Consider the following 14,500-nt stretch of genomic DNA (forward strand, 5'->3'; position numbering starts at 1 on the left):
GATTAATGTGAAATTAAATGATAATGCAAGCACTATGCATGATATATATGAGCAAGCAAATGATATTTCTACTCATTCTTCAAAAAGTGCCAAAAATGCAGAATTAATTTCAGTCGATTTGCAAAATTTAGGCGAAAATATCACTCAAATTCATACTTTAATGGATACTTTTTCACAGCAAATTAATAATGTTTCTTCTTTTATATCTATTATAGAAGATATTACAGAGCAAACCAATCTTTTAGCATTAAATGCAGCTATTGAGGCAGCTCGTGCAGGAGAGCATGGTAGAGGTTTTGCGGTAGTTGCAGATGAGGTAAGACATTTAGCTGAAAAAACTCAAGAGGCCGCCAAAGAAATTTCTGTGATGATTAAAGTATCAATAGAGCAAATGAGTAATATTAAAAACATAACTAATGAAGCTTATAAAGTTGCTAAAAAATCTAACTCAAGTTTAGAAGAATTCCAAGAGGTGTTTACTGGTGTTGATGAAAAAGCTAAAATTTTATTAGATGAGATTTCTAAGACAAGTGTTGATACTAATAAAATATTGCTTTATTTAGAGTGTTGTTTAAAAACATATTTAGCTTGCTCTTGTGTGATTAATTCCAAAATAGAAGATATAGAAGATAAAAATTTAGCCAAATTTGATTCTACAAGTAATATTTATGTTTTAAATCAAAATTTAAATTCTTATATAGAAAAATTATTTGATTGTATAAGAAACAATCAAATAGTCAAAGAGGAAAGAAAAATTTATGCACATATTAAGCAAATTCAAGATATAAATGAAAAAATGATAAGCGAAATAGAGCATAAAAAACATATTTAATAAGAGGTTAAATGAAAAAATACATTTTTTTAAGTTGTATATGTTTAAATGTGCTTGCTTCTAATTTAGAAGAAAGCTTAAGTGAGGGTGATGTTAATATAACTAAAGAACAAAAAACAAATGCAATTTCTAAACAAGTATTTTTTCAAAAACCACAAGAGTATCAAGCTCAAAATGTTGATTTTGGTACTTTTGCTAGTAATTCTTTAGCGCAGGTTTTAAATTTAAGCTCAAAGGACAAAACAGAAGCTAGTTTAGATTATAACGCTTTAAATGTAAATATTAAAAATATCAACTCAATTTTAGATTATGATAATGCTACTTTACTTTTAGAAAAACAAGCAAGAATAGGGCAGTTAGAGCAAGCTTATTCTTTGGGAATTATTAATCGTTATGAATTTGATGAAATCAATTTGGGTTTTAATTATTTTAATGATCAATATAAACAAGCTTATGCAAAAAATAGTTTTGGTGCTGAATTGCAATTTAGTCAATATTTTAAAGCATATGCTAATCATTATGATATAAAAGAAAATAATAGTGATGATAGTACAGAGTTTGGGGTTATATTTGATTTACCTTATTTAAATGTTTTAAATGTAAATTCTAACATGAAAGAAACACAAAATCAGTATAACATTACTTATTCTCCAATTTCTATTTTGGATTTATCGCTTAATTATCAAGATGAAAAAACTAGTGCAAAAGATCAAACAGCAATGTGGGTTAAGTTTAGACTAAATTATGAGCAAAGTTTAAGTAAGCAATTTTATAATAGCTTTTATCGTAAAAATAGTATAGCCGAGTTTAATCGCTATGATTTTGCTACTAGGACTTATTAATTGCTCATAAAACGAGCAATGTCATTGTAAGTTACAAATACCATTAAGCTTAAAAGTAAAGCCATGCCAAAATAACTAAGATATTCAAAACATACTTTTGGTACTTCTTTTTTAAAAATTAATTCATAAAGATTAAAAAGTATATGTCCTCCATCTAGTGCTGGTATCGGAAGTAAATTTAGTACTCCAAGATTGATGGAAATTAAAGCTGTGATTAAAAATAAAACTACTATACTAGTATTTGCTGCTTTGGAGGTTATATCCACCATAGTGATGATTCCACCCATATTTTTAGCATCTAATTCCCCACTGATGATTTTAGCAAGACCTTTAAAAATAAGCAAAGAAGCATTTATGCTTTCTTCATAAGCATATTTCAAACTGCTAATTCCTGAGTGATAAATAGTAATAAACTCACCCTTAGGTGCTATACCAATAAGAGGTTTTTGAACTTTTTGATAAAACTCATTATAGCCTTGGTCAATTTGCGGTGTTAAAGTGATATTGATAAATTTATTATCGCGTTCTATGTCAAGCAGGGTTGGTTTTGCGTGAACAAGTTTGCCAATTTCTTCAAAACTTTGAATTTGAACCCCATCTATAGCTAGGATTTTATCTCCAATTTGTAAATTTGCTTTTTGTGCAGCTGAGTTTGGTGCTATATCTCCAACAACAGGTGCAAGTTTTTGAACTCCTAAAAAACCTATGGCTATATAAAGTAAAAATGCTAGAAAAAAGTTAAAAAATGGTCCCGCAAAAAGTATATAAATTCTAGCTAAAGGACTTAAAGTGTTATAGCTATTTGGCTCATAATTTTTTTCACTAGGGTTTAAATCATCTTGTCCTTTAAGCTTGACATAACCACCAAATGGTAGGGCGGATAAGCGATACTCTGTATTTTTGTAAGTTTTTTTAAAAATAGCTTTTCCAAAACCTATGCTAAAAATTTCTACATCAACTCTCATATGTTTTGCAGCTAAAAAATGTCCTAATTCGTGAAAAAAAATTAAAAAAGATATCACTAAAAGTGTTATTAAAAAACTAAAAGAATAAAATTTAAAACCAATAGCTAAGATAATAAATAAAAATAAATATGATTTCAATTTATACCTTTTTTTAAATGTTTTACATAAGCTAGTATGTATTCAAAAGCTGAATAAAGTGTAAGCACTAAAGCAATAAATAACAATGTATTGGCAAAAGGCCATTGCATGATTAAAAATATAATAGCTATCATTTGAAAGGTTGTTTTTATTTTGCCTGCAAAAGAAGCACTTACATCAAATTTTTCACTTACCATAACCACTCTAAAGCCGGTGATGAAAAATTCTCTTACTAAGATAATGTAAACCATCCATGGATCAGCTTTTTGTGTAAGTAATAACCCTAAAAATGCAGCTAGAATAAGCATTTTATCTGCTAAAGGATCTATAATAGCTCCAAGTTTAGTAGTTTGATTCCAAGTTCTTGCAATATAGCCATCGAAAAAATCAGTTAAAGCAGCTATGCTAAAAATAACACAAGCAAAATAATTTACCCAACTAGGATGGATATTTTCAAAATCATTAATAAGTAAAAAAAACAAAAGTGGAGCTAATAATATCCTTATAAAAGCTAAGATATTGGGTAAATTCATACTTTTAAAATCCTTTATAAAGCACCCTTAAGGTAATATTACTTAAAGGTGGTGCCACCATCTACGATCAAAGTATGGCCTGTGATCCAATTTGCCTTATCAGAGCATAAAAATAAACATGCGCCAGCTAGATCTTGTGGCTGTCCAATGCGGTTTAGCGGACTAAGATTGATAGTTGCATTTTTTACCTCTTCATAATTTGTAAATGCTTTAAGCGCGTCAGTATCAATTGGTCCACCGCTAACTACATTTACACGGATATTTTTAGAACCAAGCTCGGTTGCAGCATATCTTGCCATAGCTTCAACCGCTGCTTTAGCTGTACCATGACCAGCATAATTTTCAATATGAACTAAATTTCCTGTTGAAGAAATAGATAATATACTACCCCCACCAACTTTTTCCATTCTTTTTGCCGCTTCTTGTGCTCCAACAACAAAAGCATTTACGGTTGCTGTGAAAATATTATTAATACCTTTTGGCTTTAATTTCATAAATTTAGTATATCCACCTACAACGGCACGACCTGAAATGATAGCATTAGAGATGAAAAAATCTATTCTATCAAAATCTTGATCGATTTTTTCAAACAACTCTTTATATGTTTCTGGTTCAAGTATATTAAATTCATAAGCCTTTGCTTTGATTTTATAATTATTTTCTAAATCTTTCACAATTTCTTGAGCTAAATCTGCATTAGAATTATAAGTAAAAGCTACATTGGCTCCTGCTTTTGCAAACTCATATACAATAGCTTTACCAATCCCTCTTGTTCCACCGCTAATTACTAAAGTTTTATTTTGAAAAAAAGTATCCATTAAAATCCTTTTATGTTATAGTTTTTCATAATCGCTTCTATTTTTGTTAAATTGCAATCACTAGGTTTGCAAAGTGGCAAACGATATTCTAAAGTAGGGGTTAAACCTGCTATATACATTGCCGCTTTAATAGGTATAGGATTGCTTTCACAAAATAAAATTTTATTAATATTATATAACTCATCATTGATTTTTTTAGCTTCAATGTATTTTTCTTTTAAAGCTAGATGAGTTAATTTTGAAATCATATCAGGAAGTAAATTTGAAGTAACTGAAATCACACCCTTACCGCCATTTGAAAGTATAGGATAATTAATCGCATCTTCCCCGCTTAAAAGTATCATTCTAGGTTCATGCGCTAGCAAATCAACGCATTTATCAATGCTTCCACTAGCTTCTTTTACTCCGTAAATATTTTCACAATCTCTAAATAATCTTATAATAGTTTCTGTTTGAAGCTCACACCCTGTTCTTCCTGGGACATTATATAAAAGTACAGGTATATCTATACTTTTTGCTATTTCTTTATAATGAAGATATAAACCTTCTTGTGTGGGTTTGTTATAATATGGAGTAACGCTTAAAATTCCATCAGCTCCATGCTCTTGTGCAAACTTAGCTAAACTTACAGCTTCATGTGTGGCATTGCTTCCTGCTCCTGCTAAAACCTTACAAGAACTTCCTTTGCATGCATCTAGTGCTATTTCTATACAAATTCTATGCTCTTCATGGGTTAAGGTGGCACTTTCTCCGGTTGTTCCAACAGGCACTACTACATCAATTCCATTTGCGATTTGTCTTTTGATAAGTTTATGGTAAGTTTGCTCATCTAATTTTCCATTTTTAAATGGAGTTATTAAAGCTGTCATTGCTCCTATGATGATGTTATTGTCCATTTTCGCCCCTTTTTAAGATTATTGTTGTAGATTTGTCTTCATTGAAGTATTTTCTAGTACAATGAATTAAATCATCTTTGCTTAGATTTTCTATATTTTTTTCATAATCAAGCAAAGGTTTTAAATCACCCTTTGCAAGATAAGATCCATAAATATTTGCAACGCTACTTGCATTGCTTAGTGAAAAAATAAAATCACTTTTTACGGTATTTTTGATTTTTTCCATGATAGTATCATCAAATTTGGCATTTTTTACATCTTCAAGAATTTTCAAAAGCTCTTTTTCAACATCTTCTGCTTTTATACCTTCATTACAAACACAAATAAATATAAATAAATTCTCATCTATATTTTCACTTGCATAGGCATAAAATTCATTGATTAGTTCTAATTTATCAATTAAAATTTCACTTATTAAAGAACTTTTTCCATTTCCTAAAAGCTCACTCAATGCGCAAAGTTTTGGCATATCTTCATGATTAAATGCAGGAATTTTGTATGCAAGTGCTAGTAGTTGCGTATCGCTTTCTTTGTGCAAGATCACGCGTTTAGCACCATCTTGTTCAGGTTCTTTTTCATGAACTATAGGGATTTCTTTGGTGTTTTTTATATCTTGAAAATGTTTTTTAGCAAGATTGAAAACTTCATCTTCATTAATATCGCCACTCACAAGCAAAATAGCATTTTTGGGTTGATAAAAAGTTTGATGAAAATCTTGTATATCTTCTATTTTCCAATTTTGTATATCTTTAAAAAAGCCTATTGGAGTCCAATGATATGGATGATGTAAAAAGGCATGATTGTATAATCTAAAATATAAATATCCTAAAGGATTATTATCAGTTCTCCAACGCCTTTCTTCTAAAACTACATTTCTTTCAGGCTGAAACTCATCATCTTTTAAATTTAAATTACGCATTAATTCAGCAAAAAGCCACAAAGATTTGTCTAAATTTTCACTAGAGCATTTTATAAAATAATGCGTATAGTCAAAACCAGTACTTGCATTATCCACTCCACCAAAACCCTTGACTATCTCATCAAATTCGCCTGCTTTTAAATTTTTTGTACTTTTAAAATTTAAATGTTCAAGCATGTGAGCTATGCCGCTTTTTCCCATTTTTTCATTTCTTGAGCCAACTTTATAAAAAATATCTACACTTATAACCCCGCTTTTTTTATTTACAGGTAAAGTGTAAATTTCAAGTTCATTTTCAAGGGTGATTTTTTTATAATTAATCATTTAAAATTAACTCCTATAGCTTGACTAATATGATTAAAACCATCTTGTTTTAAAAGTTCAATTAATCCTTGATTGATATTTTTAACAATGCTTGGTCCTTTAAAAATCATAGCTGTATAAATTTGAACCAAACTAGCCCCATTTTTAATGCGTTCATAAGCAAGTTCAGCACTATCTATACCACCGCTTGCTATTAAAATAGTATCTTGATAAATTTCTTTAGCTACTTCTTTAAAAAATGTCGCACTTTTTTGAGTGATTAATCTACCACTAATTCCACCAAAGGTTCTTGTATTATCAATTAAAGAATAATCTATACTAGTATTTGCCATGATAATACCATCAGCTTTTGCACTAATAGCACTTTTGCAAAGTGAAATTGCGCTATCTATACTCATATCTGGAGCAATTTTTAAAATCACAGGTTTTTTTGTGATTTCTTTTGCTTGATTAAATAGGGTGCTTACAAATTCCTCGCTTTGTAAATCTCTTAAATTTTTGGTATTTGGAGAGGATATATTAATCACAAACAAATCGCACAAATCTTTAAATTCTTTTAATAAAATAATATAATCATTAATAGCTTCTTCATTTGGAGTGATTTTATTTTTGCCTATATTTGCTACTAAAGGTATGCTAAAAGGATAGACTTTTTTTACTTCTTTTGCGATAGCATCTTTACCTTTATTGTTAAAACCCATAGCATTTTGAATACTTTCTTGTTCAACAAGTCTAAAAAGTCTAGGTTTTTCGTTGCCATTTTGAGGTTTTGGGGTGAAAGTTCCATATTCTAAAAAACCAAAACCTAAAGCACTTAGCGGTCTTATCATAGTTGCATTTTTATCAAAGCCACCTGCTAAGCCCACAGGATTGTAAAAATTTAAATTAAAAATTTCTTGATTTAAAATTTCATCATTTATTATACAATCTTTTGCAAAAAAACTAAGCCCTCCAGGAAATATACAATCTAGCGTTCGCATACTAAATTCAGCTAAAGCATGGGCATTTTCTGGATCTAATTTATATATTAAAGGTTTTAAACTTTCATAAGTCATATTTTTCCTTTTTTACAAAATAGCATATTTTACTAAAAAAATGATAATTCTTAGTTTTCATTTTCTTTAACTTTATCAGTTTTTTGTGCTTTTTGTTTTAATTTTTGATAAATTTCACAATGTTGCATTAAATAAGCATCATTTCCTATAGAAGCTATTTTTCCTTTATCAAGCACAGCAATTTTGTCAGCATTTTCTATAGTGCTAAGCCTATGAGCGATGATGAGTATTAAGCGATCTTTTTTTAAGCTTTCTATGGTTTTTACTATGGCTTTTTCACTTTCATTATCAAGTGCTGAGGTTGCTTCATCAAAAATTAAAATTTGAGGATTTTTATATAAAGCCCTTGCTATGGCAATGCGTTGTTTTTGTCCGCCGGAGAGATTTTTTCCATGTTCTTTTAATTCAGTATGTATACCACCAAGTTCTTGGACAAAATCATAAGCATTAGCTTGTTTTAAAACTTCTATCACGCGTGTTTCGTTATATTCTTTAGCATAAGCAATATTTTGAGCTATAGTGTCATTAAATATATAAATATTTTGAGTTACCAAAGAAATATTTTCTCTTAAACTAATAATATCAAAAGAGCTAATGTCTTTTTGATTGATTAAAATCTCACCACTATCTTTTTCAAAAAAATACATCAAGAGATTGATAATAGAAGATTTTCCTCCACCACTTGATCCAACTAAGGCTAGAATTTCTCCTTTATCAAAAGAAAAATTTACATCTTTTAATACTATTTTATCTTTTTGATAGCTTAAAGAGACATTTTTAAAATGAATATTTTGGATGTTTTCTGCAAGTTTTTCATCGCCACCTCTAATTTGCGGTTCTAAATCAGTTAGATAAAAAGTTCTCTCACTAGCTGCTACTGCATTTTGCAATCTTGTATAAAGTGAAGAAAGTCTTTTAATAGGAGTATAAGCCATAAATAAAGCTGTAGTAAAGCTAAAAAAAGAACCTATGCTTAAACTTCCATCAATTACTTCTTTACCACCTATTATAATTACTATTGCAAAGCCAATTGAACCCATAGATTCCATTAAAGGGCTACTTAAAGCTTCAATTCTAATGCCTTTTAAGGAAAGTTTGCAAACTTCGCTATTAGTTTGGCTGAATTTTTGCATTTCATTTTTACCTGCATTAGAAGCTTTAATAAGTTCTATATTAGAAAAGATTTCACTTAATCTTGAAGTAAGATCAGAATTTTTTTCTTGAGTATTGCGTCCTATTTTTTTGATTTTTTTAGCAAAAATAGCAAGAGGGTAAATTGCTAAAGGTAAAATAACTAAAGCAAAAAAAGCAAGTTTTGGACTTTGATAAATTACCACACTTAAAAGTCCAATCGCGGTTAAACTTTCTCTTAAAATTTCAGGTATTATAGTAGAAACTATATTTTGTAAAGCTCCAATATCAGAAGTACATCTGCTGATTAATTCTCCACTTCTGTATTTATGAAAAAAGCTCATATCTAAGCGCAAAAGATTGCCAAGAACTAATTCTCTTAATCTTCTTAAAATATCTGTCCCAACATAAGATATATAATAAACTTGCATATAAGCACCAAGATTTTTTAAAGCATAAATTAAAACAACAAGCAAAGGCATATAATAAAGCAAATCAACATTTTTTTCTATAAAAATTTTATTTAAAATAGGCTCTATGATGTATGCACTAGCTGCCGTTCCACCACTAGTTAAAAGCATGCCAATAATAGCTAAAACAAAATAAAACCAATAATCTTTATAATAAGGCTTAAAGCGAGTAAAAACCTCTTTAAGCTTCATTTCTTTGTAATTTTTATCCATTTTTCTCCCATACCACACCATTTGGTGTATCCATTAAAAGAATATTCTCTTTAGCTAAATCATCACGAATTTGATCTGCTAAGGCATAGTTTTTTTCTTGCTTTGCCTTGTTGCGTAGAGCGATTTTTTCTTCTATTTCTTGACATTTTTCTTCACTAATGCCAAATTGAAAATATTTTATAGTATCCATAAAACCTATACCAAAAATAAAAGCGAGTTCTTTTAAGGTTTTTTCTAATTGTATTTTATAAGCTTTGTCTTTTAGGTTTTGATCTAAGTAAATATTACTTTCATTGATAAACTCATCAAGTAAAGCCAAGGCTTTAGAGGCATTTAAATCATCATTTAAAACTTCTAAGATATTTTTAGCTACTTCACTTTCTATGGTAGTTTTTTCATCTATAAAAGCATTTAAATTTAAGCGTTTTTTTAAACGGTAAAATTTATCAAGTCTTTTTTTAGCAGCTTGTAAGTCTTCTAAAGCGTAGTTAAAATGTGCTCTATAATGCACACTTAAAAGATAAAATCTCAAAATCTCTCCACTAAAAAGTTTTAAAGAATCTTTTAGAAAAAAGCTATTTCCCAAGCTTTTGCTCATTTTTTCACCATTAATTTGCACAAAGCCATTATGCAGCCAAAAATTAGCCAGCTCATGATTGTTTTTGCAACGACACTGACAAGCTTCATTTTCATGATGAGGAAAAAGTAAATCTATGCCTCCTGCATGAATATCAAGTTTATCTTTAAAAATACTTTCTATCATCACAACGCATTCTGTGTGCCAGCCTGGTCTTCCTTTACCAAAACTTGCAGGATAAAATTTTTCATCAAATTTCCATAAAACAAAATCGCTATCATTTTTTTTAGCCACGCTTTCTTCTAGGCGTGATTGATTATCTTCTAAATTTCTTTTAGAGATATAAAAGTATTTATCATCTTTGCTGGTATCAAAATAAATTCCATCTTCAAGTTTATAAGCTAGGTTTAATTCTAAAAGTTTTTCTATATATATAATCATTTGCTCAATATAAGCTGTAGCCTTTGGTTTAAAATCAGGTTCTAAGATATTAAGCGCTTGCATATCCTCTTCATATCTTTTAATATAAAAATTTGTAATTTCTTCTAAGCTTTTACCACTTTCTTGCATTTTTTTTAAAATTTTATCATCAATATCAGTGTAATTTCTAGCAAAAATCACTTCATAATCACTTGCTAGTAAAACTCTTCTTAAAAAATCAAAACAAACACTACTTCTTGCATGTCCTAAATGTGCATCATCATATACAGTAGGTCCGCATAGATAAATGTTTGCTTTTTTTGCCTCATTTGGGATAAATTCGCATTTTTTCTTTAAAACACTATCAAAAAAAACCATTAAAATAAACCTTTAAAAAAATGATAAATTCCAATTAAAAATTGTATTAAAATATCTTTAATTTCAAATAAGCCTAGAGCAAATAAACTTAAAAATACTATACTAATAAGCCAAAATTTAACCCTAAAAATACCCCAAAGATTTTTAAAGCCAAATTCTTTAATATTAGCATATAATAAATAAAAAGCACTAATAGATGAAGCTAATGCAATGCCTAAGCTCTTATAAGTTTCTTCTTTGATAAGTAAAATAATCGCTACGCTAAAAAATGCTGATATAAAAAGTGTTTTAAAGGCGATTACAGCGGCTATTTTTTGTTTAAATTTAGCATAAAGCCACAAAGAGAAAAGTTTTTGCAAACCAAAAGGTAAAAGTCCTAAAAGATAAGCTTGTAATAAAAATGCAGTGATTTTTGTATCTTCTTGATTAAAATTTCCTCTTTGAAATAAAAACTCCACAATTTCTTTAGCTAAGATAATCCCAACTATACTAGCTAAAATCAAAAGCACACTTAAATATTCAAAAGCTTTTTGCATAAAAGCTAAGGCTTTTTGTTCTTCATTTGCTTTTAAATGTCTTAGTATTTTTGGGAAGCTTACTTGACTTAGAGCGATTGCAAAAAGAGCTAAAGGAAGCTGAAAAACTCTGTTAGAATAATACAAATACGAAATACTTCCAGCCATTAAAAAACTAGCTATAGTAGTATCTAATAATGAACTAATTTGATTTGCCGAAGAGCCTAAAAGTCCATGGGCAAAAGTAGAATGAAATTTATCTAAATTGGTCTTTGTTTTTTTAAGTTTTATGCTTAAATACATACTTTTTAAAATTCTAGTGTTTTTTAAAGCAAAAATATGCCATATAAGTTGAGCTAAACCACTTAAGACAGTCGCATATGAAAAATAATACAAGGCCTCTAAAGGCTCATCTTGATTGACAAAAAAACCTGCAATCACAACAAAAAGATTAAAAAATGAAGCAGAAAAAGAAGTGATGAAAAAATTTTGCTTATAATTTAATAAAGAGCCTAAAAAAGTTACCAAAAAAATAAAAAACAAATACCAAAAATTAATAGAAACCAAAGGCGCAGCTAGGATAATTGTTTCTTTATTAAAGCCAAAAGCAAAAATCTTTGTAAAAAATTCAGCAAAAAAACTCACTAAAATACAGGTTAAAAAAACAATTATACTAAATTGCAATAAAACATTTATACAAAAAGCACCTTTTTTACTTGCTTTTAAAAAACTTGGTAAAAAAGCTTGTCCAAAGGCCCCTTCTGCAAAAATTCTTCTAAAAAAAGCAGGCATTTTTAAAGCCACAAAGAAAATATCGCTATAAATTCCAGCTCCTAAGTACAAAGCTAAAACAATATCTCTTAAAACACCCATAATCCTAGAAAATAAAATTCCTAAGGCATTGATGATGAAATTTTTAAAAACAATATTTTTTCTCATTAATTTTCATTCTTTAAACATTAGTTTGAGTATTATAAAATTTTTAATAGAGCTAATTTTAACTAAATTTTGATTTTATTTTTGCTAAAATCAAAATTTTATATATAATAAGGAAGCTTAAGCTATGGAAGAAAAGAAAATTTTATACACTAAAGACCCTTATAGAGAGCTTTTAATATTTGCTTCTGAAAATAAATGTGAAGTTGATGAACTTGATTTTAGGTTGTTAAGTTTTAGTACTTCTTATACTTATGATAATCAAGAATGGATAAAAGTTAATGAAAAAGAGTTGAAAATTTTTGAAGAAGATGAGAAATTTTTAAATCATGAATTAAATATAGAACAAGAATATAAAATAGAAATTTATTTTAAAAAATTTGCACATATGCCAGCTTTTGAGGTTAGTTTGCATGCTAATGAGTTTTGTACTTTATTAAAAGCTAGCGTTAGAGCTAGTGAAACTATTGCTTTTCATGATAAATTAGCACTAGAGCTTTTAGAGGCTATTTATAAAGCGATGATAAAAGAAAAATATTTGCTTGGGCTTAGAATTTTTGATTTTAAAAAGCAAATTATTGATTTTAATGCTAAGGTTAAAGAGAAGCAAAAATTTGATTTTGAAGTTGAATTTGAAGTATGTAAGGGAGTTAATCCACAAGAGCCTACAAATGAAGAAATTCAATATCACTATCTAGAAAATCTAAAAAAACACAACGATGTGATGAATAGAAACTATGTAGCACCTATAGGAAAAGATGAGGTGGCTATTGAGAGAATCAAGCCAAAAGAGGGTAGCGATGGCAAGGATTTAAGATTTAAAATTTTAAAAGCACTTCCACCAAAAATAAATAAAGAAAAAGTTGTTTGTTCTGATAAATTTGAAGTTAAAGAAGATGATGAGAGTATAAAATATATTGCTAAAAAAGATGGTTTTATTATACAAAGAAAATCCATTTATGAGATAGAAAATTATTTAGAATTTAGTAAAGTTGATTTTAAAAGTACAGGTTCTATTTGGGCGGGTTTTGATAAGCAAGTTATTATTGTGATTAAAAATACAAACACTCTAGAAGATGCAATAGGTCCTAGAATTACTGTTGAGGCTCAGGAATTAGAAGTTACTGGTAATATGGCTCAAGATTCTGTTTTAAGAGGTAAAAAAATAATTCTTAAAGGCAATATGCATCATAAAAGCACTATCATAGGACAAAAGGTTGAGGTTAATATCTTAAGAGGATATTGTGAGGCTGAGGAGGTTTTTGCTGAAACTTTGGAAAATGGCTCTATCAAGGCTAAAAAAGTAAATATTAAAAAGGCTATGGGTGGAGAGATTATTGCTGATGAAATTTACATACAAGAACTCGGTGGAAATTGTTTATGTAGTGCTAAAAGTTTAATCCATGTTGAAAAAATTCAAGGCAGTGGAAATAAATTTATAATTCAAGATCTTAAAGCTTTTGGAGAAGAAAAAAGCGGAGAAGAGATACTAATACATGTTGATGGATTGAAAAAAGAACAAGAAAATTTAGCTAAAGAAATAGAAGAGACTAAACACACAATCAATATAAGTAAAGACTCCATACGAATTTTACAGCAAAAAGTAAAAGAATTAATGAGTGCAAAAAGAGCTATACCGCAAGCTTATAAAGTTACTATTAAAGATTTTAATCAAAAGATTGAAAATCTAAGTATTTTTGCCAATAAAATAGAATCTTTAAAAGAAGAAGAAAAAGCAAATATGGAAAAGCTTAAGAAAATTCAAGAAAAACTTTTAAAATCTAAGATTATTAATAAAAGTGGAAAATGGATGGATTTAAATGAAATTAAATTCATTTTGTTAAATCCTAGAAAAGAATTAAGCTATTATCCTCATGATGAAGAAAAAATTCAATGTTTTGAGCTTCAAAAAATTAATACAGAAAATGAGATGGAACTTTTTGAAATTCGTGCTATTAGCAATTACAAGGAAGAAACTAAATGATAGTGGCAATTGAAGGAATAGTGAGTAAAAAAGAACCTACTTTTGTAGTTTTGAAAACTTCAAGTGGGGTAAGTTATGGTGTTTTTGTTTCGCTTTTTTGCTCAAGTAATTTTGAAAAAGATCAAAAGGTTGAGTTTTTAATCACACAAATTATCAAAGAAGACTCTCATAAATTATATGGATTTTTAGATATAAATGAGCAAAAAATGTTTGAGTTGTTGATTAAAATTAGTGGTATAGGAGCAACTACTGCTATGGCACTTTGCTCAAGCTTAGATACTAATACTTTTTATGCAGCTTTGCAAAGTGGTGATGAGAGTGTATTTAAAAAGGTTCCTGGTATTGGTCCAAAGAGTGCAAAAAGAATTATAGCTGAGTTAAGTGATGCAAAAATCAATATAGAAAATTCTAATCAAGACCAAGCACAAGCTTTGGCAGCTTTACTTTCACTTGGTTTTAAACAAGAAAATATTTTAAAGGTTTTAAGAACTTGTGAGAGTAAAAATACTAGTGAGCTTATTAAAGAGGCTTTGAAAAAATTAGCATAATAAAAG

General features: G+C 28.7%; 13 protein-coding genes. 4 read left to right on the forward strand and 9 right to left on the reverse strand.

Annotated features, from left to right (window positions below; translation table 11 throughout):
- The first annotated feature begins 34 nt into the window (after positions 1–34).
- Positions 35–832: a methyl-accepting chemotaxis protein gene (locus L8T82_RS08055; RefSeq protein WP_259443340.1), complete on the forward strand. Its 798-nt coding sequence runs from the start codon at positions 35–37 to the stop codon at positions 830–832.
- An 11-nt stretch (positions 833–843) separates the two neighbouring features.
- Positions 844–1,674 (forward strand): hypothetical protein, encoded by an 831-nt coding sequence (locus L8T82_RS05630; protein WP_220566632.1) that lies wholly within the window; start codon positions 844–846, stop codon positions 1,672–1,674.
- On the opposite strand, the gene rseP is transcribed toward L8T82_RS05630, so the two are convergent.
- The 9 genes from rseP to murJ are packed head-to-tail and all read right to left on the reverse strand — an operon-like array spanning position 1,671 to position 11,965.
- On the reverse strand, positions 1,671–2,777 hold the full coding sequence (gene rseP, locus L8T82_RS05635) for an RIP metalloprotease RseP (protein ID WP_263726067.1): 1,107 nt from the start codon (positions 2,775–2,777) through the stop codon (positions 1,671–1,673). The two genes, L8T82_RS05630 and rseP, sit on opposite strands and share 4 nt — an antisense overlap.
- Entirely contained in the window at positions 2,774–3,310 is a 537-nt protein-coding gene (pgsA, locus tag L8T82_RS05640) for a CDP-diacylglycerol--glycerol-3-phosphate 3-phosphatidyltransferase (protein ID WP_263726068.1), read from the reverse strand. Before pgsA ends, rseP begins: the two co-directional genes overlap by 4 nt.
- Positions 3,311–3,348: 38 nt before the next feature.
- Positions 3,349–4,128 carry an enoyl-ACP reductase gene (locus L8T82_RS05645; RefSeq protein ID WP_087689753.1) on the reverse strand — a complete coding sequence of 260 codons (780 nt, stop codon included), beginning with the start codon at positions 4,126–4,128 and terminating at the stop codon, positions 3,349–3,351.
- The gene (dapA, locus tag L8T82_RS05650) at positions 4,128–5,024 is read right to left on the reverse strand and encodes a 4-hydroxy-tetrahydrodipicolinate synthase (RefSeq protein ID WP_133319239.1); all 897 of its coding nucleotides are present in this window, start codon (positions 5,022–5,024) and stop codon (positions 4,128–4,130) included. Before dapA ends, L8T82_RS05645 begins: the two co-directional genes overlap by 1 nt.
- The gene (locus L8T82_RS05655) at positions 5,014–6,267 is read right to left on the reverse strand and encodes a M16 family metallopeptidase (RefSeq protein WP_263726069.1); all 1,254 of its coding nucleotides are present in this window, start codon (positions 6,265–6,267) and stop codon (positions 5,014–5,016) included. Before L8T82_RS05655 ends, dapA begins: the two co-directional genes overlap by 11 nt.
- Positions 6,264–7,322: a quinone-dependent dihydroorotate dehydrogenase gene (locus L8T82_RS05660; protein WP_220566636.1), complete on the reverse strand. Its 1,059-nt coding sequence runs from the start codon at positions 7,320–7,322 to the stop codon at positions 6,264–6,266. Before L8T82_RS05660 ends, L8T82_RS05655 begins: the two co-directional genes overlap by 4 nt.
- Positions 7,323–7,372: 50 nt before the next feature.
- On the reverse strand, positions 7,373–9,136 hold the full coding sequence (locus tag L8T82_RS05665; protein ID WP_263726104.1) for an ABC transporter ATP-binding protein: 1,764 nt from the start codon (positions 9,134–9,136) through the stop codon (positions 7,373–7,375).
- Positions 9,129–10,511: a cysteine--tRNA ligase gene (gene cysS / locus L8T82_RS05670; protein ID WP_263726071.1), complete on the reverse strand. Its 1,383-nt coding sequence runs from the start codon at positions 10,509–10,511 to the stop codon at positions 9,129–9,131. The genes L8T82_RS05665 and cysS overlap by 8 nt, the downstream gene beginning before the upstream one ends.
- Positions 10,511–11,965, reverse strand: coding sequence for a murein biosynthesis integral membrane protein MurJ (murJ, locus tag L8T82_RS05675; RefSeq protein WP_263726072.1), 1,455 nt, complete (start codon positions 11,963–11,965; stop codon positions 10,511–10,513). The genes cysS and murJ overlap by 1 nt, the downstream gene beginning before the upstream one ends.
- Before the next feature lie 124 nt (positions 11,966–12,089).
- Between murJ and L8T82_RS05680 the strand changes: the two genes are divergently transcribed.
- The gene (locus tag L8T82_RS05680) at positions 12,090–13,946 is read left to right on the forward strand and encodes a FapA family protein (protein ID WP_263726073.1); all 1,857 of its coding nucleotides are present in this window, start codon (positions 12,090–12,092) and stop codon (positions 13,944–13,946) included.
- The gene (ruvA, locus tag L8T82_RS05685) at positions 13,943–14,494 is read left to right on the forward strand and encodes a Holliday junction branch migration protein RuvA (RefSeq protein WP_220566641.1); all 552 of its coding nucleotides are present in this window, start codon (positions 13,943–13,945) and stop codon (positions 14,492–14,494) included. Before L8T82_RS05680 ends, ruvA begins: the two co-directional genes overlap by 4 nt.
- Positions 14,495–14,500: the final 6 nt, after the last annotated feature.

Source organism: Campylobacter sp. IFREMER_LSEM_CL292, from assembly GCF_025771615.1.
GTDB classification, from domain to species: domain Bacteria; phylum Campylobacterota; class Campylobacteria; order Campylobacterales; family Campylobacteraceae; genus Campylobacter_D; species Campylobacter_D lari_D.

Excerpts from the sequence above, each read along its gene's own strand:
- L8T82_RS05655 (WP_263726069.1), bottom strand. The coding sequence starts at position 6,267 with ATGATTAATTATAAAAAAATCACCCTTGAAAATGAACTTGAAATTTAC.
- cysS (WP_263726071.1), bottom strand. The coding sequence starts at position 10,511 with ATGGTTTTTTTTGATAGTGTTTTAAAGAAAAAATGCGAATTTATCCCA.
- murJ (WP_263726072.1), bottom strand. The coding sequence starts at position 11,965 with ATGAGAAAAAATATTGTTTTTAAAAATTTCATCATCAATGCCTTAGGA.
- L8T82_RS05630 (WP_220566632.1), top strand. The coding sequence starts at position 844 with ATGAAAAAATACATTTTTTTAAGTTGTATATGTTTAAATGTGCTTGCT.
- L8T82_RS05680 (WP_263726073.1), top strand. The coding sequence starts at position 12,090 with ATGGAAGAAAAGAAAATTTTATACACTAAAGACCCTTATAGAGAGCTT.
- dapA (WP_133319239.1), bottom strand. The coding sequence starts at position 5,024 with ATGGACAATAACATCATCATAGGAGCAATGACAGCTTTAATAACTCCA.
- L8T82_RS08055 (WP_259443340.1), top strand. The coding sequence starts at position 35 with ATGCATGATATATATGAGCAAGCAAATGATATTTCTACTCATTCTTCA.
- ruvA (WP_220566641.1), top strand. The coding sequence starts at position 13,943 with ATGATAGTGGCAATTGAAGGAATAGTGAGTAAAAAAGAACCTACTTTT.
- L8T82_RS05660 (WP_220566636.1), bottom strand. The coding sequence starts at position 7,322 with ATGACTTATGAAAGTTTAAAACCTTTAATATATAAATTAGATCCAGAA.
- L8T82_RS05665 (WP_263726104.1), bottom strand. The coding sequence starts at position 9,136 with ATGGATAAAAATTACAAAGAAATGAAGCTTAAAGAGGTTTTTACTCGC.
- pgsA (WP_263726068.1), bottom strand. The coding sequence starts at position 3,310 with ATGAATTTACCCAATATCTTAGCTTTTATAAGGATATTATTAGCTCCA.
- L8T82_RS05645 (WP_087689753.1), bottom strand. The coding sequence starts at position 4,128 with ATGGATACTTTTTTTCAAAATAAAACTTTAGTAATTAGCGGTGGAACA.